The organism is Marinobacter salarius (assembly GCF_032922745.1).
Taxonomy (GTDB): Bacteria; Pseudomonadota; Gammaproteobacteria; order Pseudomonadales; family Oleiphilaceae; genus Marinobacter.
Genome location: NZ_CP136693.1, coordinates 3,618,658 through 3,637,205, shown reverse-complemented (window position 1 = coordinate 3,637,205; position 18,548 = coordinate 3,618,658). Strand labels below are relative to the sequence as shown.

The window sequence follows — 18,548 nt, the reverse complement described above, 5'->3', positions numbered from 1 at the left end:
GGTGAGGCCTTTCTGGTAGTCTGGCGTCCCATCTTGAGATGACAATCTCCCTCCTTCACCGAACCAGACAAATCACGGAATCTGCATGACGCGTTATATTTTCGTCACCGGCGGTGTCGTGTCCTCCTTGGGGAAAGGTATCGCATCGGCCTCTCTGGCTGCGATCCTAGAGGCACGCGGCCTGAAGGTCACTATTCTCAAGCTGGACCCGTACATCAACGTGGACCCCGGCACCATGAGTCCGTTCCAGCACGGTGAAGTTTTTGTCACCGAAGATGGCGCGGAAACCGATTTGGACCTGGGGCACTACGAGCGGTTTATCCGCACGCCGATGTCACGCCGGAACAACTTCACTACCGGTCGCGTTTACGAGGAAGTAATTCGTAAAGAGCGCCGGGGTGACTACCTCGGTGGTACGGTTCAGGTGATTCCCCACATCACGGACGAGATCAAGCGTCGTGTGGTTGAAGGCGCTTCTGGCGCCGATGTGGCACTGATCGAAATCGGCGGCACGGTGGGCGACATTGAATCGCTGCCATTCCTTGAGGCCTGCCGCCAGTTGAAGGTGGAAGTTGGCCCGCAGCGTGCGTTGTTCATGCACCTGACCCTGGTTCCCTACATCGCCACGGCCGGTGAGATCAAAACCAAGCCTACCCAGCACTCGGTGAAGGAAATGCGTTCCATCGGCCTGCAGCCGGATATTCTGCTGTGCCGTTCGGAGCACGAAGTGGACGCCAGTTCCCGTCGCAAGATCGCACTATTCACCAACGTGGAAGAGCGGGCGGTCATTCCGCTGCAGGATGCCAAGTCCATCTATGCCATCCCGCGCATGTTGCACGAATTTGGTCTGGACCAGCTGGTTATTGAGCGTTTCAGTCTGGATGCCAGTCCGGCCAACCTGGGTGAATGGGATGCCGTCGTTGAGTCCCTGATGAATCCGGAAGGTGAAGTTACTATCGCCATGGTCGGCAAGTACATGGAGTTGCTGGACGCCTACAAATCGTTGATCGAGTCGCTCCTGCATGCCGGTATCAAGACCCGCACCAAAGTCCGTATGAACTACATTGACTCCGAAGACATCGAGCGCGATGGTACCGGTGCGCTGGCCAGTGCCAACGCTATTCTTGTTCCGGGTGGCTTTGGTGAGCGCGGTGTCGAAGGCAAGATCCGCACGGTGCAGTACGCCCGCGAAAACAAGGTCCCGTACCTGGGTATCTGCCTGGGTATGCAGGTGGCCGTTATTGAATACGCCCGCAACGTGGCGGGCCTGAAAGATGCCCACAGCACCGAATTCCGCGAACACACTCCGGAGCCGGTTGTGGGGCTGATCACGGAGTGGCTGGATGCCAGCGGCGAGAAAGAGGAGCGCACCGAAGAGTCTGATCTGGGCGGCACCATGCGCCTGGGCGCTCAGGACTGCGTGGTCGCTGAAGGTTCCACCATCGCCAACTGTTACGGTCGTAAGACCATCCGTGAGCGCCACCGTCATCGGTTCGAGGTGAACAATCATTTCCTGCCACAGTTGGAAGGTGCCGGCCTGAGAATTTCCGGTCGCTCCACCGACGGCAAGCTGGTTGAGGTTGTGGAAGTGCCTGATCATCCCTGGTTCGTGGCATGCCAGTTCCACCCAGAATTTACCTCCACGCCCCGGGACGGCCACCCGCTGTTCAAGGGCTTTGTTGAGGCAGCCCTGGCCCGTAAAAAGGAATCCTGATCATGGCGCAGAGTACGGTGAACGTCTCGGGAATCGAGGTTGCCAACGATAAGCCGTTCGTGTTGTTCGGTGGCATGAACGTGCTGGAATCTGCCGAAATGGCGATGGAAGTGGCCGAGGCGTACGTCGAGGCTACCCGCAAGCTTGGGATTCCCTACGTATTCAAAGCGTCGTTCGACAAGGCCAACCGCTCGTCCGTGCACTCCTTCCGCGGTCCCGGTCTTGAGAAGGGGCTGCAGATTCTGGCGGACATCAAAAGCAAGTTCGGTGTTCCTATCATTTCCGATGTTCACGAGCCTGAGCAGGCCGCACCTGCCGCAGAGGTTTGCGATATCATCCAATTGCCGGCTTTCCTGAGCCGGCAGACGGATCTTGTCGTTGCCATGGCGGAAACCGGAGCGGTCATCAATATCAAGAAGGCCCAGTTCCTGGCGCCACAGGAAATGAAGCACATCATTGCGAAGTGTGGGGAAGCCGGTAACGACAAGGTGATCCTGTGTGAGCGCGGCACCAGCTTCGGTTACAACAACCTTGTGGTGGATATGTTGGGCTTCGGAATTTTGAAATCCATGAATGTGCCGGTGATGTTCGACGTCACTCACGCCTTGCAGATGCCCGGTGGTCGCGCGGATTCAGCCGGCGGCCGCCGCGCCCAGGTAACCGACCTGGCTCTGGCGGGTATGTCCCAGGGGCTTGCGGGTCTGTTCCTCGAGGCACACCCCGACCCGGATCAAGCCAAGTGCGACGGGCCCTGTGCTCTCCGCCTGAGCCAGCTTGAGCCGTTCCTGGCCCGGGTGAAGGCCGTTGATGACCTTGTGAAGAGTTTCAAACCTATTGATACCGCCTGATTGGCGGTTTTTTGCGTTCCATAAGGACTATGGGAGTGAGCGGGAACGGCCCTACGAAAATGTGCGGAGCCATGGATGGCGGAGCCCAAGCGCACAGGGATGTGCTTGTAGCGTTTTTCGTAGGGCCGTTCCCGCTCGCTCTTACTCCCAATTTTGAAATCAAACTTGGAGACAGAGAAGAATGACCAAGATTGCCAACATTAAAGGCCGTGAAGTACTGGATTCTCGCGGGAACCCCACGGTTGAAGCGGACGTGATTCTTGAGGACGGCACCATTGGTAGTGCGTGTGCACCCTCCGGTGCGTCTACCGGTTCCCGTGAAGCTCTGGAGCTTCGAGATAAAGACGCAAATCGCTACTTGGGCAAAGGTGTTCTGACGGCTGTCGAAGCTGTGAACACCAAAATCCGTGAAGCGCTGATTGGCAAAGATGCCGCAGACCAGCGTGCCCTGGATAACATCATGCTGGAGTTGGACGGCACTGAGAACAAAGCCAACCTGGGCGCCAACGCTATTCTGGCTGTCTCCCTTGCTGCTGCCAAAGCTGCTGCCGCTTCATTGGGCAAGCCGCTGTATGCTCACATTGCGGACCTTAACGGTACCTCCGGCAAGTACAGCATGCCGGTGCCGATGATGAATATCCTCAACGGTGGCGAGCACGCAGACAACAACGTCGATATCCAGGAATTTATGGTCCAGCCAGTGGCTGCGAAGTCATTTGCCGAAGCGCTGAGGATTGGTGCGGAAATTTTCCACGCGCTGAAGAAAGTGCTTAATAGCAAAGGCCTTAACACCGCCGTCGGCGACGAAGGCGGTTTTGCACCGGATCTGCCTTCCAACGAAGGCGCTCTGGCGGTGATCCAGGAAGCGGTGGAGAAGGCCGGCTACAAGCTGGGTACCGATGTGACCCTGGCGCTGGACTGTGCGTCTTCCGAGTTCTACAAGGATGGCCAGTACCAGCTGTCCGGCGAGGGCAAGTCCTTTGATTCCGCCGGTTTTGCCGACTATCTCGCGGGCCTGTGCGAGCGCTATCCGATTGTGTCTATCGAAGACGGTATGGATGAGAGCGACTGGGACGGCTGGAAAGTGCTGACTGAGAAGCTGGGTGACAAGGTTCAGCTGGTGGGTGACGACCTGTTCGTGACCAACACCAAAATTCTCAAGCAGGGTATCGACAAGAGCGTCGGGAACTCCATCCTGATCAAGTTCAACCAGATCGGCAGCCTGAGTGAAACTCTGGACGCCATCAAGATGGCCCAGGATGCGGGTTACACGGCGGTGATTTCCCACCGTTCCGGTGAAACCGAGGACACCACCATCGCCGACCTGGCCGTGGCCACCTGTGCGGGTCAGATCAAGACCGGCTCCCTGTGCCGCTCCGACCGGGTTGCCAAGTACAACCAGTTGCTTCGCATTGAGGAAGCGTTGGATGGCAAGGCTCCCTATCGTGGCCTGAGCGAGATCAAAGGCCAGGGTTAATCGCCTGTTAAGGATACCCTGTCGGCAGGGTGCTGACAGGTAACCGATCCGGAACGGCCATCATGATCCTCAATAGATGAGGCGTGATGGCCTTTTTGTACAACTGGTTAGCAGAACTTGTTGCTAAACTACACTAAGGTCTATACTTACTGTCCGGTTGATGCATCGTAAACGGAATTCGCAATGAAGTTACTCTGGTCCATCATGATTATTCTTATTCTCCTGCTGCAGGTTCGCCTGTGGGTTGGGGAGGGTAGTTTTGCCCAGGTATGGGGACTGGAGAACGCCATTGCCGAGCAGCGCGAGGAAAACGCTGAGCTTGCAGTCCGCAATGAGCGTCTCTATGCGGAAGTGCGCAACCTTCGCGGCGAGAAAGGCGCGGTTGAAGAACGTGCCCGTATGAACCTGGGCCTGATCCGTAACGATGAAACCTTCTTCCTGGTGGTCGAGCAGTAACCCAGCCGCAAGCCAGGCCGATCAAAGCTGACCACGTCCATGAGTAAACCCCGCTATTGGTTGATTGTTCCCGCCGCAGGTTCCGGCCAGCGAATGAAGGCAGACTGTCCCAAGCAGTATCTCAAGCTGGACCATCGATATATCCTTGATATCACTCTCTCCAGGCTACTGGACCATGCCGATTTTTCAGGTTGTGTGGTGGCTATTCGTGAGGATGATCCCTGGTGGCCGGATACCATGGCCAGTTCTGACACACGTATCGATACCTGTGCCGGAGGCGCTGAGCGTGCGGATTCGGTATTGGCTGCACTTGACGCGCTGGCACATCAGGCGGGTGATGACGATTGGGTTCTGGTACATGATGCGGCACGGCCCTGCCTGCATTCCAATGACCTCGAACGATTGCTGACCCAGCTACAGGATCACCCTGTGGGTGGCTTGCTGGCGACGCCGGTGGCCGATACGCTCAAGCTTGTGGCAAGTGACAGTAATCAGGTGGAGACAACCATCGACCGTCGTCATCTGTGGCGCGCACTGACACCTCAAATGTTCCGTTGTGGCGCCTTGAGGCGGGCTCTGGAGGCTGCCATCGCATCAGGTTACCCGGTGACCGATGAATCCTCGGCCATGGAATACGCAGGCAATGTTCCCTGTATCGTGGAGGGTCGACCGGATAATATAAAGATAACGGTGCCCGCTGATCTGGCACTGGCCGGTTTTATTCTCGGCCGCCTCTAGCGGCGAACCTGCATCATCACTGATTGAGAAGGAAATGGCACTATGCGAATTGGGCAAGGCTTTGATGTCCATGCTTTCTGCGAGGGCGATCAGGTCACTATTGGCGGTGTGACGATTCCGCACACCCATGCCCTCAAGGCCCATTCCGATGGGGACGTGCTTTTGCACGCCCTTGCAGATGCCCTGTTGGGTGCGGTGGCCCTCGGTGACATCGGCCATCTGTTTCCCGACACCAGTGAGGAGTGGGCGGGCGCGGACAGCCGGGATCTGCTGCGCCGCGTGATGGAACGTGTTGCCGGTGAAGGGTTTGGTGTCGGTAACGTGGATGCCACCATTATTGCCCAGGCCCCGAAAATGGCGCCCCACATTGAGGCCATGCGGTTGACCATTGCCGAGGATCTTGCGATCCCGGCGAGCCGGGTCAGCGTCAAGGCGACCACCACCGAAAAGCTGGGTTTTACCGGTCGCGGTGAGGGCATTGCATGCCAGGCGGTTTGCCTGCTGGAGCAGGTTTCATCATGACGGATGCTCAGTACGCTTCCAAAGGCTGGCGACTCGACTGGCCAACCTCCTCAGGCTCTCGGGTGGCTTCGGCGCGTATCAAATCCTTACCTGCCGACTTTTTCGTGGATGAAGATCTGTCTCTGCCGGATGACAGTGGCGGTGGAGGAGAGCACCTTTGCCTGCGTCTGGAAAAAGTCGGGGACAACACCGACTACGTGGCTCGGCAGCTTGCTAATATCTGCGGCTGTCGGCATTTCGACGTGGGTTTTTGCGGGCTGAAGGATCGTCATGCGGTTACGCGTCAGTGGTTTAGCCTTTATCGGCCGGGACAGGAAGACGAGGATGCAACGTTCGTCCAGGCGGTGGAGGAACACTGGCCGGTATTGGCACAGTACCGCCAGGCTCGAAAACTGAGGCGGGGCGATCATCAGGGTAACCGGTTTGAACTGGTGTTAAAGGACGTGGTCGGCAACGCATCTGCTATCGATGCGGCTCTGGCCCGGTTGCGGGACCTCGGATGCCCGAATTATTTCGGTTCGCAACGGTTTGGCCATGGCGGTGCCAACCTGGACAGGGCGCTGGTCATGGACCCGACAACACTGAACCGTCGGAGTGGTCGCAATGTCAAAAAACGTGGGCGAGGGCGGTCAACCTCTGGCAGTCGTGACAGTAAGAACGTATTGTACTTTTCGGCGGCACGTTCGTGGTTATTCAACGAGGTGCTCGCCCATCGTGTTGAGACAGGCACCTGGCTGGAACCTCTGGAAGGAGAGCCCGGCGCCTGTGAGAATCAGAACCTGATGGTGACAGGTCCTCTCTGGGGCGACGGTGGCACCGAGGCAGTGTCAGTCCAGGGCGAAATCGAGCGTTCCGTGGTTGCGGGGCACCCGCAGCTGGCAGCGGTGTTTTCAACCACCCGCATGAAGCCTGAACGTCGGCCACTGAACCTGAAACCGGAAGCTCTGGAATGGCATTGGGATGGCGATGATCAGTTGCGGCTGTCATTCCGGCTTGCGCCGGGGCAATACGCAACGACGTTGCTGGACGATGTGTTTGATATAACGGACGCAACCACGTTTATTGGAGAAAATTGTGCGAATTCTGTTGTCCAATGATGATGGCGTTCACTCGCCTGGTCTTCAGGCCCTACACGACGGGCTCCAGGGGCTGGGCCATCTTGAGGTCGTGGCGCCGGATCGGGACCATAGCGGTGCCAGCAATGCCTTGACGCTGAGTCGCCCGTTAACGGTGGAAGACCATGCCAATGGCTTCCGATCCGTGGACGGGACCCCGACAGATTGCGTTCATCTTGCGGTTAACGGGCTGTTTGAAGAGCCGTTTGATCGCGTGGTCTCGGGCATCAATACCCACGCTAACCTTGGCGACGATATCATCTATTCGGGTACGGTGGCGGCCGCCACTGAGGGTAGAAACCTGGGGCTGCCGGCAATCGCGGTATCGCTTGTGAACGAAGGCCGTTTCCACTACGAAACGGCGGCCAGGGTTGTGCGCGCGTTGCTGGAAAGCGATCAGCCGCTAACCCTTGGTCCTCGGTGCATTCTCAATGTGAACGTTCCCGATGTGCCATGGGAAGAGATTGCCGGCTTCCGCGTGACCCGGCTTGGCCATCGCGACCGGGCTGAAGGCGCGGTGCCGATGACCTGTCCCCGGGGCAAGGCCCGTTACTGGATCGGTGCCGCTGGCAAGGGCAGCGACGCCGGACCGGGGACCGATTTCAACGCGGTGCGCGAGAATTACGTTTCGATCACTCCCGTCCACGTGGATATGACACGCCATGAGGTACTGTCGCCACTGCGAGAGTGGGTTGAGTTGCTATCAGGACGGGAGGGACGTTAATGGTGGCAGCGATTGACGGTATTGGAATGACGTCCCGCCGAACCCGAATGCGACTGATACAAAGGCTCAGAGAAGCTGGTATAGCCGATGAGCAGGTGCTGACGGCGATATCCGATGTGCCGCGCCACATATTTCTGGATGAAGCGCTGTCCCACAGGGCTTACGAAGACACGGCACTGCCCATTGGCTACAGTCAGACCCTGTCCCAGCCCTATATTGTCGCGCGAATGACCGAATCCCTGATGCGCCACAAACCCAGGAAGGTGCTGGAGCTGGGAACGGGGTCAGGCTACCAGACCGCGATCCTTGCCAGGCTGGTGGATCAGGTTTTCAGCGTTGAGCGCATCAAACCGCTCCAGGACCGGGCCCGCGACCGGCTTCGCCAGCTTGGCTACCGCAACACCATGCTCAAGCACGCAGACGGGGGGATGGGGTGGCCAGAACAGGGGCCGTTTGATGGCATCATCGTCACCGCAGCACCCCGTGAGATCCCGCCGGAACTGAAAGACCAACTGGCGGATGGAGGCGTTATTGTGGCCCCGATCGGTGAGGGCACACAGATGTTGGTGGAAATGGTACGCCAGGGCGACCGTTTCGAGACCAGGGATATTGAACCGGTGCGTTTTGTGCCCCTGTTGGGCGGGGTTGTACGGTGACGGCAGAACGCCCCTCTGAGTCTTCTGCCGACGTACCTCACTCCCATCATCCCTTTGCGGTATTCCTGAGGGGTATGGCCATGGGGGCGGCTGATATCGTACCCGGTGTGTCGGGTGGCACCATTGCATTCATTACCGGCATCTACTTCCGGTTGCTGGAAGCCATCAATGCCGTTCCACAAGCCTTCTTCCAGCACCTGATCCGTGGGCAGGTGAGGCAGTTCTGGGCGGCGTGTGACGGCACCTTCCTACTGTGCCTGCTGGCGGGGATCCTGGGCAGTATTGCCACCCTTGCGTCCGTGATCAGTCATGCCCTTGCCACCTATCCGATCCTGATCTGGAGTTTTTTCTTCGGCCTGATCGTCGCCTCGGTGTGGCACGTCGGCCGTCAGATTCGTCGCTATGAGCTATTGTTGCTGTTGCCATTTTCGGTGGGAACCGTTTTTGCCTGGTGGGTAACGACCTTGTCCGGCAGCCCGTTGTCGCCCTCAATGCCGGTGTTCTTCGGTGCCGGGGCCCTGGCCATCTGCGCCATGATCCTGCCAGGAATCTCCGGCAGTTTTATCCTGGTGATTCTGGGTATGTACGTCCCGGTGCTGGACGCCATACGTTCCCTGGATCTGGGCATCCTCGTGATTTTCGCTGTTGGCTGCCTGGTCGGTTTACTGTCGGTTGCCCGGCTCATTACCTGGGCGTTCCATCGCTACCATGACCTTGTGCTGGCGTTGTTGACTGGTTTTATGGTGGGGGCGCTGAACAAGGTCTGGCCCTGGAAAGAGACACTAAGCTGGCGTACCAACAGTGCCGGCCAGCAGGTGCCCCTGAACGAAGCAAGCGTCAGTCCGATGGGCTATGCTGAGTTGACCGGTGACGAGTCACAATTACTGCTGGCGATGACCTGTGCGTTAGCCGGTCTGTCGCTGGTTTTGCTGGTGGAATGGGTGGGTAGGAAAAAACAGCCTGGCGCCGCCCGTTAGCTTGGTTTTCTGTTCGCTGTTGTGACGGCGTTCACGGGCGTATCGAGACTAAGTGTTACTTTTTGATCCGTAAGGTTGTTTCGGGCAGTAACAAATGCAACAGATGGGTAACTTGGTTTCATGCCCAAAATGTGCAATAAATTAGCAAGTTACTTAAAACACTTTATAAACCGCCGAATTTTTTATACGAATTACTAATAACGGGCATATTTTTATTCTTTTGAGATTAGTGCGTGGGTTCATCATTGCTGCGACGGCAGTCTTCCCGCGGCTCCCCTTCGGTGCCCCTGCTTCTCCGTGTTCAAAAAAACGGAAGCGTCTCTACACCTTTCTGCTCGTGCTTCTTGGTTCCATGCTGCTGACTGGCTGCAACACGCAGGCAATCTACCGTGATGACCTCTACAACCCGCCGGTGTACTGGGGGCGTCATGTTGTCAAATCCGGTGAAACGCTCTACAGCATCGCCTGGCGTTATGGTCGTGACTACCGGGAGCTAGGCAATGCCAATGGTATAAGCCCGCCTTACCATATCAAGGCAGGGCAGGTTCTCAGGCTGGACCTTCGCGGAAATGTAACATCTACCGCCCACAATGGTGGGAGTAGCAAGTCGTCGGCCTCTCGACCGCCAACCCTCGCCGCGTCGCGGCAGTCTGCTCCCAAACCGGAGCCAAAACCGACAGTCTCGCGACGGCCCGATACCTCGTCACCACTAACAGGTCAGAGCCAGACGGTTTCGAATGTCAACTGGCGCTGGCCCCACGTTGGCACCGTAATTGCAGGATATTCAACATCCGGGAAAGTCAATAAAGGTATTGATATTGCTGGAAAAGCAGGTGATTCTGTAAGGGCGGCGGCAAGTGGTAATGTCGTTTATGCCGGAAGTGGGTTGCTCGGTTATGGCAACCTGATCATAGTGAACCACAACGAGCACTATTTGAGTGCTTATGCTCACAACCGGAAGATTCTGGTGCAGGAAGGGGAGGACGTTAAAGCCGGACAGGTCATCGCTGAACTGGGAAACAGCGGCACGGACAGACCCAAGTTGCATTTTGAAATCCGGAAAAATGGCAACCCGGTCGACCCCGCCCACTACCTCCCGGACCGATGAAACGGATTTGCAGGACAAAGCCTGACGTCCGGCACCGAAAATCAGAGACAACGAAAGACAATAGTCGAGACAAACAATAAAAAAACGGCGGTTCCGGCAACCGTCAACAGCTAGCAATAAATGTCCTGAACAAGAACGCGAAGAACGCAGGCGCTCGCAATAACAAAAAGACGTGGGCGAATTTCCAGGATCATTGAAAGGCGGGGCAAAGAGTTATGTCAGCAGAGCATGAAGAACTCATCATTGATCGTGTTTCAGATGTTGAAGACGCAGACGATCAGCTGTTAGCGGAAGACAAAGTAGAAGAAAAAGAAACGGCGGAAGTGGAAGCCGTTGAAACAGAAGAAGACATCCCGGCCCAGGGTCGATACTTCACCAGCCAGAAACAACTGGACGCCACCCAGCTTTATCTCAACGAAATCGGTTTCTCTCCTCTCTTAACACCCGAAGAAGAAGTGTACTTTGCACGGCTCGCCCGTAAGGGAGAGGAGTCCGGTCGCAAACGTATGATCGAGAGCAATCTGCGTCTGGTGGTCAAGATTGCACGGCGTTACGTGAACCGTGGTCTGACACTGTTGGACCTGATCGAAGAGGGTAACCTTGGGCTTATCCGTGCGGTAGAGAAGTTTGACCCCGAGAGGGGCTTCCGTTTCTCCACCTACGCTACCTGGTGGATCCGCCAGACCATTGAGCGGGCCATCATGAACCAGACCCGCACCATCCGCCTTCCCATCCACGTCGTAAAGGAACTCAACCTGTACCTGCGCGCGGCACGGGAGCTTACCCAGAAGCTGGACCACGAGCCGTCAGCGGAAGAAATTGCGCGCATGGTCGACAAGCCGGTAGCAGACGTTAAGCGGATGCTGGGCCTGAACGAGCGCGTTGCGTCCATGGACACCCCCATTGGTACCGGCGGTGAAAAATCCCTTCTGGATACCGTCGCAGACGAAGGCGCCTCTGATCCCGCCGACCTGCTGCAGGACAACAACATGTGCTCCTGTGTCGAAAAGTGGATCGATCAGCTCAGCGACAAGCAGCAGGAAGTTCTCTCCCGTCGCTTTGGCTTGAGGGGTTACCCCATCAGCACGCTTGAGGAAGTAGGCCAGGAGATTGGTCTGACCCGTGAGCGGGTACGCCAGATCCAGGTTGAGGCGCTACGTCGCCTTCGCGAAATCCTGGAGAAGGAAGGCCTGTCGGGAACCATGCTGTTCAAATAATCGGTTCTGTACCACCAAAAACCGGCCCGCTGTCTGCGGGCCGGTTTTTTTTGCGTTGCCAAATGAGAACCAGCCGGCGTAAGCGTTCGTTTGCTCCCTGTTAAACTTGGATGGCCGGAGGGGGATATGGGTGTCGAACTCCGGTGTAATCAGACATTCAATAATAACGATCAATAAGGAAAGGACGATGAAGAAGGCCCTATCAACAGGATTTGCATCACTGCTGCTGACAGCAGCCCTGACAACACCAGCCGCCGCCCTGACGGTGGAGGGCGTTGACGTGCCGGATACCTACTCGGCGATGGATACCGAGCTCAAGCTCAATGGTGCGGGTACCCGTTCCAAGTGGTTCATGGACCTTTATATCGGTGGTCTGTATGTGCCCGAGACCATCGACGATGGCCAGGCCATTATCAACGCGGACGAGCCCCAGGCCATCACCCTGCACATCATTTCCGGGATGATCACCAGCGACAAAATGAAATCCGCCACAATGGAAGGGTTTGAGAATTCCACAGGGGGAGACCTGGCCGCGATCAAGGACGATGTGGATGCGTTCCTGGATGTGTTTTCAGAAGAGATCAAGGACGGTGACGTGTTTGATCTCGTTTACCTGCCGGGTGAGGGCGTGCGCGTACTTAAGAATAGTGAGGAGCGCGCCACCATTGGCGACCTGGAGTTCAAGAAGGCGCTGTTCGGCATCTGGTTGTCAGATGAGCCTGCCCAGGAAGACCTGAAAGAGAAGATGCTGGGCCAGCGGTAAGCGCCCGGTAGGGGCACCGGTTCCGGTTATCCGGGGCCGGTGTCAGTCCATGTAATCCCGTTTCTGCTTGAATTCGCACAGATCTTCGATGATGCAGGCGCCGCATCTTGGCTTCCTGGCGGTACAGGTGTAGCGCCCGTGAAGGATCAGCCAGTGATGGGCATCCAGCAGGAACTCCTTGGGCACCAGCCGCATCAGGCGCTTCTCCACTTCCAGCACGTTCTTGCCCGGCGCAATCCCCGTTCTGTTCGATACCCGGAAGATGTGGGTATCCACCGCCATTGCCGGTTGCCCGAACGCGGTGTTCAGAACCACGTTGGCGGTCTTGCGGCCCACACCCGGGAGGGCTTCCAGGTCTTCCCGGTTGTCCGGAACTTCCCCGCCGTGTTTTTCAATCAGCGCACGACAGGTCTTGATCACGTTCTCGGCCTTGCTGTTAAACAGCCCGATGGTCTTGATGTATTCCTTCAGGCCATCCACTCCCAGCGCGAGGATTTTTTCGGGTGTGTTGGCTACGGGGTACAGTTTTGCTGTTGCCTTGTTTACACCGACGTCCGTGGCCTGGGCCGAGAGGATCACCGCAATCAGCAGTTCGAACGGGTTGGTATAGTTCAACTCGGTTGTGGGTGTCGGATTGGCTTCCCGCAAACGGGTAAAGATTTCCGTACGTTTTGCCTTGTTCATGGGTTATCCGCTGGCTGAGAAAGTAATGGTCATTGGATGTTCAGGATACATGGCCTGTTACCCGCACTCGCTTGCTACCGGCCACGATGGGCTCCGCCGCCGTACGGCGGGCCTTGAGATGATTATCGATGCCATTCTTCAGCGCGATGAGCAGCCCCAGCCCCACAAAGGCGCCTGGCGGCAGCACCATGAAGAGCACGTCCGGGTACTGCTCCAGCGGACGGATTCCCCAGTCTGCCGCCATGGGGCCCAGCAGGAGATCCATATCGGTAAACAGGGTGCCCTGTCCCACGAGTTCCCGCATGGCGCCGAGTGCAATCAGCACTACCAGAAAACCGATACCCATCATGACACCGTCCAGCAGGGCGGGTAGGGGCGGGTTCTTGGAGGCAAACGCGTCTGCACGGCCCAGAATGGCACAGTTGGTCACAATCAACGGAATGAAGATACCCAGGATCTGGTAGAGCTCATAGGTATAGGCTTGCATCAACAGTTCAGCGCAGGTGACGAAAGAGGCGATGATCATCACGAAGGCAGGCAGGCGCACCGACTCGCTGACAAAGTTGCGGATCAGTGACACTGCCAGGTTCGAGCCCATCAGCACCATCAGCGTTGCCAGGCCCAGGCCGATGGCATTGACGACGGTACTGGTCACCGCCAGAAGGGGGCAAAGCCCCAACACCTGAACCAGGGCAGGGTTGTTGGTCCAAAGCCCGTCACGGATGATCTCTGAGCTGGATTTGGTCGCCATGTTACGAATGCTCCCGTTCTGGTGTCTGGCCAGCGATTTCCTCGGGCGTCAGCGGCGTGCTACGGGGTGACGCGGGTTCATTGAGGATGTCGCGAATGTCACTGCGGTGCTCACGGAAATAGATGAGTGTTTTTTGCACCGCATTAACCACGGCTTTCGGGGTGATGGTCGCACCGGTGAACTGGTCAAATGCCCCGCCATTCTTCCTGACAGCCCAGCGTTCCGGTTCCGGATTGCCAAGGGAGCGACCGGTGAACGAGTGGATCCAGTCTGACTTCTTGGTTTCAATGCGGTCACCCAGGCCAGGGGTTTCCCGGTGGCTGGTCACCCGAACTCCCAGCACCGTGCCTTTCATATCCAGACCCACCAATAGGTGAATGTTGCCAGAATAACCGTCAGGGGCCGCCACCGGCATGATCAACCCGGTAGGGCGGCCATTGCGACGAGCCACCCAGGCCGTGACGGGGTCGTTAGCGTTCATTCCGTTATCCGCCGGAAGCTGCACCGTGTCGGTCAGCAGATGATTGTCGTGCCGGTTTTCCGGAATGATCTCAAACAGCGCCTGTGCTTCCGCCCTGGCGGCCTGTTCCTGTATCCGCTCGGCCGTCATGACCTGGGTGATGGCGATGGTGCCGCCGGTAATGATGGCGAACAGGCCCAGGCCAATGGCGTTGCGACGGATGGACTTTGCGAGTGCTGCCATGGTTTACCCCTGACCCTTGCCGGGAATGCCGCGCCGGGGCTTATGATGCCCGTAGGTACGGGGTGGCGTGTAGTGGTCGATAAACGGCACCGCGAAGTTCATCAGCAGAACACTGAAGGCCACCGCATCGGGGTAGGCGCCCCAGGTGCGGATCAGGTAGATCAGGATGCCAATACCCGCTCCGTAGATAAGCTTGCCCTGATGACTGGACGCGGCGGACACTGGGTCCGTGGCAATAAAGAACGCGCCCAACATGGTGCCCCCAGCCAGCAGGTGCATGGACAGCGGCGCATACAGGTCCGCGTTGCTGCCAAAGGCAAGGCTCATAATCGCGAGGCCCGCCAGCATGCTGACTGGAATGTGCCAGGTGATGATCTTCAGGCCGACAAGAACCAGGCCACCCACGAGGAACGCGGCGTTGACCCATTCCCAGCCCCGGGCAACACCGTCGCCGAAGGTGGGATGGGCAAGCACCTCCGCTGCGGTATGGGTGGTAATCTTGTGTTTGTACTCGTCCAGCGGCGTGGCCATGGTGAAGGCGTCTACCGCTGTCTGCTGGCCGGAGGCGATCATGCTCAGGGTGTCACCAAACCCCGGAGCGGTCTCCCATAGGAGACCGGGCTGCGCCCAATTCGTGGTCATGGCCACGGGGAACGAGATCAGCACCAGAGCGTAACCCACCATGGCAGGATTGAACGGGTTGGAGCCCAAACCACCATAGAGTTGCTTGGCCATGACGATGGCGGCGATGACGGCAACCGCGGACACCCACCAGGGCGCAAACTGAGGCAGGGAAAGACCCAGCAAAAGGCCAGTGACCGCAGCGGTGTTGTCTTTCAGGAAGAAAGCCACCGGGCGCTTGCGAAGCTTGAGGATGGCAGCCTCGGCCGCGAGTGCCACCGCGATGCACCATACCACGTTGACCAGATTGCCCCAGCCAAAGAACAGGGTCAGTGCCAGCAGGCCGGGCAGGGCCGCCAGAATCACCCACAGCATGACCTGTGACGTGGAGCGGGCGTTACGGGCGTGGGGCGAGGACTGTTGCGCAAGTGCCATTAGCGTTGGGGCCTGTTCATCATGAGTCTGTCGTTTGGGTATCGGTGGCCGCCACAGATTGCCGGGCCTCAGCCAGAGCCTCTTCCGCCCGTTTTACCCGGTCGTGGTTCTTGGTGACGGCTCTCTCGAGTTTTTCGACATTGTCCGCACTCTCGGCCCTGGCGTCCTCCAGCATGCTTTGCATGGTGTTGAGCTTGGCGGTGGCCTGGGCAAGCTGCTTCTCCAGGGCGTCAATATCGGGCGCCGGTTCGCTGGCGGCTTTGGTTTCAGCGGCCCCGGCGTTCGTTTCGGCCTGCTGTTGGCCCTTGGCCTTTTTACGGGCAAGGGCTTCCTGTACCAGGGCGGCCTTGGCGGCACGGTCGTTGGCGGGCTGGCCTTCTGCGTCCGCCTTTTCAGCCTCGGCCTGTTTCCTGGCCTGGGCTTCGGCCGCCGCCTTCGCGCGTTCTTTGCGCCGCTGCTCTTTCTCCTGCTGTTCCCGTTCGAGTCTCGCCTGACGGGCTTCAAAGCGTTCACGGGCGCGATCTGCCTTCAGCTGTTCAGCTTGTTGTACCCGTATCTCGCCTTTGGCTGCCCGGTAATATTGCACCAGCGGGATGGAGCTGGGGCAGACGTAGGAACAGGCACCACATTCGATGCAATCGAACAGGTTCAGGTGCTCGGCTTTGTCGAACTCCCCGGCTTTGGAGTACCAGAACAGTTGCTGGGGCAGCAGCTCCATTGGGCAGGCTTCGGCGCACATGCTGCAGCGAATACAGGGCTGTTCCGGAGCCGGTTCCGGTAATTCCGTGGCAGTGGCGGCAATGACGCAGTTGGTGGTTTTGACCACCGGTACGGCTGGCGTTTCCAGGGTATAGCCCATCATTGGCCCACCCAGCACAAGGCGGTGGAGCTTGCTGTTTTCCTGCCCGGCCTGCGCGAGCAGGTGATCGATAGGCGTGCCGATCAGGACCTCGAAATTACCGGGATCGGTAACTGCATACCCAGTGATCGTTGTGACGCGGGAAATCAACGGCTCGCCCCGATGAATGGCGGCGGATACGGCGATGGCTGTGCCCACGTTCTGGCACATCACTCCAATATCCGCTGGAATCCCGCCACTGGGCACTTCCATGCCTGTCAGGACCTGTATCAGCTGTTTTTCACCGCCAGAGGGATATTTGGTGGGGATGACCGCGATCTCTGTCTGGGTGCCGTCCGCGGCCTTCCTGAGCGCTGAGATGGCCTCTGGCTTGTTATCCTCGATGCCGATCACAACTCGCTCCGGGCGCAGTATCCACGCCATGATGCGCAATCCGGCAATGATCTCGCCCGCGTTCTCCCGCATCGACATATCGTCGGCAGTAATATAAGGCTCGCACTCCGCGCCGTTCAGGATCAGCGTGTTTACCTTGCGGTCCCGGGGCGGGCGTAGCTTGATGTTTGTGGGGAAGCCGGCGCCTCCCATGCCGGAAATGCCGGCGTCGCGGATGCGTTCGAGCACCGTTTCCCGGTCCAGATCCCGGTAGTTCGTTACCGGGTTGAGAGGCGCCCACTCATCTTTTCCGTCGGGCTTGAGGGTAATGCACCAGTCGCTCATTCCCGAGGGGTGGGGAACGGGCTGAAGGCTGACGGATTCAATAGTGCCGGACGTCGGAGCGTGAACCGGTACGCCCATGCCGCCGGTTACGTCGGCTATTTTCTGGCCTTTGAGAACTCGATCACCGACTGCAACACAGGCTTCAGCCGGTTCGCCTATGTGCTGCTGCAACGGCAATACCAGAACCTCTGGCAGGCCGGCGCCAGTGATAGGGCGTGATGTGGACAGGTGTTTGTTTTCGGCAGGATGGATGCCGCCGGAAAAGTCCCAGAGCTGTGTCATCAGGCGTTGGCCCCCTGACGATCGGTGGCGATCACACCGGATTTGGGCGGTGTCCAGGTCCAGGAGCGAATGTCGGGCTCTACCGTAATCATGTCGATACAGTCCACCGGGCAGGGTTCCACACACAGATCACAGCCGGTGCATTCGCTCTCGATCACCGTATGCATGTGTTTTGCAGCGCCGAGGATAGCGTCCACCGGGCAGGCCTGGATACACTTGGTGCAGCCGATGCACTCGTCCTCGCGAATCACCGCAACACGCTTGGCCTGCTCCACCCCGTGTTCCGCGTCCAGCGGTTGTGGCTCCACGTCCAGCAAGTCTGCCAGCGCCTTGATGGTGGTTTCACCGCCCGGAGGGCACTTGTTGATGGCATCGCCGTTGGCAATGGATTCCGCGTAGGGACGGCAGCCGGGAAAACCACACTGGCCGCACTGGGTTTGGGGAAGCATGGAGTCGATCTGGTCCACCAGTGGGTTGCCTTCCACCCGAAAGCGCTCTGCGGCAAAGCCCAGCAGACCGCCGAACACAACCGCCAGCGCGAGCAGGACCACTACGGCAATCAGTATGCTCGTCCACATAATACAAACGCTCCGTCAGACGCTGACCAGACCAGTAAAGCCCAGGAAGGCCAGAGACATCAACCCGGCGGTGACCATGCCAATGGCGGCGCCCCGGAAGGCTACCGGAACATCGGCCACGGCGATGCGCTCACGCATGGCAGCAAACAGCACCAGCACCAGCGAAAAGCCGGCAGCGGCTCCGAATCCGTACAGGACAGATTCCACGAAGTTATTGTTCTTGTTGAGGTTAAGCAGGGCAACACCCAGAACCGCGCAGTTGGTGGTGATCAGCGGCAGGAAAATGCCTAGTACCCGATAGAGCAGGGGGCTGGTCTTGCGCACCACCATCTCCGTGAACTGCACCACAACGGCGATGACCAGGATGAACGTGATGGTTTTCAGGAACGCCAGGTCCAGCGGCTCCAGCAGGTAGGTATACGCCAGGTAGCTGCACACCGAGGCCAGGGTCAGCACGAACGTGGTGGCCAATGACATGCCCATGGCTGTTTCCAGCTTTCCGGATACGCCCATGAACGGGCACAGTCCAAGAAACTGAACCAGCACAAAATTGTTCACCAGTATGGTGCTGACCAGGATCAGCAGATACTCAGTCATCAGAGC

Annotated in this window: 20 protein-coding genes; 13 read left to right on the top strand and 7 right to left on the bottom strand. The window is 58.1% G+C overall.

What is annotated here, in order from left to right:
- Nucleotides 1-85: 85 nt before the first annotated feature.
- The 13 genes from R1T46_RS16930 (at nucleotide 86) to R1T46_RS16870 (ending at nucleotide 12,315) form a co-directional block, all read left to right on the top strand.
- Complete coding sequence (locus R1T46_RS16930) at nucleotides 86-1,714, top strand: CTP synthase (protein ID WP_317306273.1); 1,629 nt, start codon at nucleotides 86-88, stop codon at nucleotides 1,712-1,714.
- Between the two features lie 2 nt (nucleotides 1,715-1,716).
- On the top strand, nucleotides 1,717-2,562 hold the full coding sequence (gene kdsA, locus R1T46_RS16925; RefSeq protein WP_317306271.1) for a 3-deoxy-8-phosphooctulonate synthase: 846 nt from the start codon (nucleotides 1,717-1,719) through the stop codon (nucleotides 2,560-2,562).
- Nucleotides 2,563-2,743: 181 nt separating this feature from the next.
- Nucleotides 2,744-4,039: a phosphopyruvate hydratase gene (eno, locus tag R1T46_RS16920; protein WP_317306270.1), complete on the top strand. Its 1,296-nt coding sequence runs from the start codon at nucleotides 2,744-2,746 to the stop codon at nucleotides 4,037-4,039.
- Nucleotides 4,040-4,222: 183 nt separating this feature from the next.
- Nucleotides 4,223-4,495: a septum formation initiator family protein gene (locus R1T46_RS16915; protein ID WP_286749238.1), complete on the top strand. Its 273-nt coding sequence runs from the start codon at nucleotides 4,223-4,225 to the stop codon at nucleotides 4,493-4,495.
- A 39-nt stretch (nucleotides 4,496-4,534) separates the two neighbouring features.
- Nucleotides 4,535-5,233 carry a 2-C-methyl-D-erythritol 4-phosphate cytidylyltransferase gene (ispD, locus tag R1T46_RS16910; RefSeq protein WP_317306269.1) on the top strand — a complete coding sequence of 233 codons (699 nt, stop codon included), beginning with the start codon at nucleotides 4,535-4,537 and terminating at the stop codon, nucleotides 5,231-5,233.
- 42 nt (nucleotides 5,234-5,275) lie between these two features.
- Complete coding sequence (ispF, locus tag R1T46_RS16905) at nucleotides 5,276-5,755, top strand: 2-C-methyl-D-erythritol 2,4-cyclodiphosphate synthase (RefSeq protein WP_286749234.1); 480 nt, start codon at nucleotides 5,276-5,278, stop codon at nucleotides 5,753-5,755.
- Nucleotides 5,752-6,852 (top strand): tRNA pseudouridine(13) synthase TruD, encoded by a 1,101-nt coding sequence (truD, locus tag R1T46_RS16900; RefSeq protein WP_317306267.1) that lies wholly within the window; start codon nucleotides 5,752-5,754, stop codon nucleotides 6,850-6,852. The genes ispF and truD overlap by 4 nt, the downstream gene beginning before the upstream one ends.
- Nucleotides 6,830-7,594: a 5'/3'-nucleotidase SurE gene (gene surE / locus R1T46_RS16895; protein ID WP_317306266.1), complete on the top strand. Its 765-nt coding sequence runs from the start codon at nucleotides 6,830-6,832 to the stop codon at nucleotides 7,592-7,594. Before truD ends, surE begins: the two co-directional genes overlap by 23 nt.
- Entirely contained in the window at nucleotides 7,594-8,250 is a 657-nt protein-coding gene (locus tag R1T46_RS16890) for a protein-L-isoaspartate(D-aspartate) O-methyltransferase (RefSeq protein WP_286749229.1), read from the top strand. Before surE ends, R1T46_RS16890 begins: the two co-directional genes overlap by 1 nt.
- A 74-nt stretch (nucleotides 8,251-8,324) precedes the next feature.
- Nucleotides 8,325-9,227, top strand: coding sequence for a DUF368 domain-containing protein (locus R1T46_RS16885; RefSeq protein WP_317308325.1), 903 nt, complete (start codon nucleotides 8,325-8,327; stop codon nucleotides 9,225-9,227).
- Nucleotides 9,228-9,579: 352 nt separating this feature from the next.
- On the top strand, nucleotides 9,580-10,335 hold the full coding sequence (locus tag R1T46_RS16880) for a peptidoglycan DD-metalloendopeptidase family protein (protein ID WP_317306264.1): 756 nt from the start codon (nucleotides 9,580-9,582) through the stop codon (nucleotides 10,333-10,335).
- Between the two features lie 215 nt (nucleotides 10,336-10,550).
- Entirely contained in the window at nucleotides 10,551-11,552 is a 1,002-nt protein-coding gene (gene rpoS / locus R1T46_RS16875; RefSeq protein WP_036206655.1) for an RNA polymerase sigma factor RpoS, read from the top strand.
- Between the two features lie 187 nt (nucleotides 11,553-11,739).
- Nucleotides 11,740-12,315 (top strand): chalcone isomerase family protein, encoded by a 576-nt coding sequence (locus tag R1T46_RS16870; protein WP_317306262.1) that lies wholly within the window; start codon nucleotides 11,740-11,742, stop codon nucleotides 12,313-12,315.
- A 42-nt stretch (nucleotides 12,316-12,357) separates the two neighbouring features.
- Here R1T46_RS16870 and nth read toward each other — a convergent pair whose 3' ends face one another.
- The 7 genes from nth to rsxA are packed head-to-tail and all read right to left on the bottom strand — an operon-like array spanning nucleotide 12,358 to nucleotide 18,542.
- Nucleotides 12,358-12,999, bottom strand: coding sequence for an endonuclease III (gene nth / locus R1T46_RS16865; protein ID WP_317306261.1), 642 nt, complete (start codon nucleotides 12,997-12,999; stop codon nucleotides 12,358-12,360).
- Nucleotides 13,000-13,039: 40 nt separating this feature from the next.
- Nucleotides 13,040-13,750 (bottom strand): electron transport complex subunit E, encoded by a 711-nt coding sequence (locus R1T46_RS16860; RefSeq protein ID WP_036206662.1) that lies wholly within the window; start codon nucleotides 13,748-13,750, stop codon nucleotides 13,040-13,042.
- Nucleotide 13,751: 1 nt separating this feature from the next.
- Entirely contained in the window at nucleotides 13,752-14,453 is a 702-nt protein-coding gene (rsxG, locus tag R1T46_RS16855; RefSeq protein WP_317306260.1) for an electron transport complex subunit RsxG, read from the bottom strand.
- A 3-nt stretch (nucleotides 14,454-14,456) separates the two neighbouring features.
- On the bottom strand, nucleotides 14,457-15,509 hold the full coding sequence (gene rsxD, locus R1T46_RS16850; RefSeq protein ID WP_317306258.1) for an electron transport complex subunit RsxD: 1,053 nt from the start codon (nucleotides 15,507-15,509) through the stop codon (nucleotides 14,457-14,459).
- 19 nt (nucleotides 15,510-15,528) lie between these two features.
- Complete coding sequence (gene rsxC / locus R1T46_RS16845; RefSeq protein ID WP_317306257.1) at nucleotides 15,529-17,367, bottom strand: electron transport complex subunit RsxC; 1,839 nt, start codon at nucleotides 17,365-17,367, stop codon at nucleotides 15,529-15,531.
- On the bottom strand, nucleotides 17,367-17,945 hold the full coding sequence (rsxB, locus tag R1T46_RS16840) for an electron transport complex subunit RsxB (protein ID WP_036206670.1): 579 nt from the start codon (nucleotides 17,943-17,945) through the stop codon (nucleotides 17,367-17,369). The genes rsxC and rsxB overlap by 1 nt, the downstream gene beginning before the upstream one ends.
- Before the next feature lie 15 nt (nucleotides 17,946-17,960).
- Nucleotides 17,961-18,542, bottom strand: coding sequence for an electron transport complex subunit RsxA (gene rsxA / locus R1T46_RS16835; protein WP_007155451.1), 582 nt, complete (start codon nucleotides 18,540-18,542; stop codon nucleotides 17,961-17,963).
- Nucleotides 18,543-18,548 lie beyond the last annotated feature (6 nt).

Coding starts and splice junctions, on each gene's coding strand:
- R1T46_RS16930 (WP_317306273.1), top strand. CDS start 86: ATGACGCGTTATATTTTCGTCACCGGCGGTGTCGTGTCCTCCTTGGGG.
- kdsA (WP_317306271.1), top strand. CDS start 1,717: ATGGCGCAGAGTACGGTGAACGTCTCGGGAATCGAGGTTGCCAACGAT.
- eno (WP_317306270.1), top strand. CDS start 2,744: ATGACCAAGATTGCCAACATTAAAGGCCGTGAAGTACTGGATTCTCGC.
- R1T46_RS16915 (WP_286749238.1), top strand. CDS start 4,223: ATGAAGTTACTCTGGTCCATCATGATTATTCTTATTCTCCTGCTGCAG.
- ispD (WP_317306269.1), top strand. CDS start 4,535: ATGAGTAAACCCCGCTATTGGTTGATTGTTCCCGCCGCAGGTTCCGGC.
- ispF (WP_286749234.1), top strand. CDS start 5,276: ATGCGAATTGGGCAAGGCTTTGATGTCCATGCTTTCTGCGAGGGCGAT.
- truD (WP_317306267.1), top strand. CDS start 5,752: ATGACGGATGCTCAGTACGCTTCCAAAGGCTGGCGACTCGACTGGCCA.
- R1T46_RS16890 (WP_286749229.1), top strand. CDS start 7,594: ATGGTGGCAGCGATTGACGGTATTGGAATGACGTCCCGCCGAACCCGA.
- R1T46_RS16885 (WP_317308325.1), top strand. CDS start 8,325: ATGGCCATGGGGGCGGCTGATATCGTACCCGGTGTGTCGGGTGGCACC.
- R1T46_RS16880 (WP_317306264.1), top strand. CDS start 9,580: ATGCTGCTGACTGGCTGCAACACGCAGGCAATCTACCGTGATGACCTC.
- rpoS (WP_036206655.1), top strand. CDS start 10,551: ATGTCAGCAGAGCATGAAGAACTCATCATTGATCGTGTTTCAGATGTT.
- R1T46_RS16870 (WP_317306262.1), top strand. CDS start 11,740: ATGAAGAAGGCCCTATCAACAGGATTTGCATCACTGCTGCTGACAGCA.
- nth (WP_317306261.1), bottom strand. CDS start 12,999: ATGAACAAGGCAAAACGTACGGAAATCTTTACCCGTTTGCGGGAAGCC.
- R1T46_RS16860 (WP_036206662.1), bottom strand. CDS start 13,750: ATGGCGACCAAATCCAGCTCAGAGATCATCCGTGACGGGCTTTGGACC.
- rsxG (WP_317306260.1), bottom strand. CDS start 14,453: ATGGCAGCACTCGCAAAGTCCATCCGTCGCAACGCCATTGGCCTGGGC.
- rsxD (WP_317306258.1), bottom strand. CDS start 15,509: ATGGCACTTGCGCAACAGTCCTCGCCCCACGCCCGTAACGCCCGCTCC.
- rsxC (WP_317306257.1), bottom strand. CDS start 17,367: ATGACACAGCTCTGGGACTTTTCCGGCGGCATCCATCCTGCCGAAAAC.
- rsxB (WP_036206670.1), bottom strand. CDS start 17,945: ATGTGGACGAGCATACTGATTGCCGTAGTGGTCCTGCTCGCGCTGGCG.
- rsxA (WP_007155451.1), bottom strand. CDS start 18,542: ATGACTGAGTATCTGCTGATCCTGGTCAGCACCATACTGGTGAACAAT.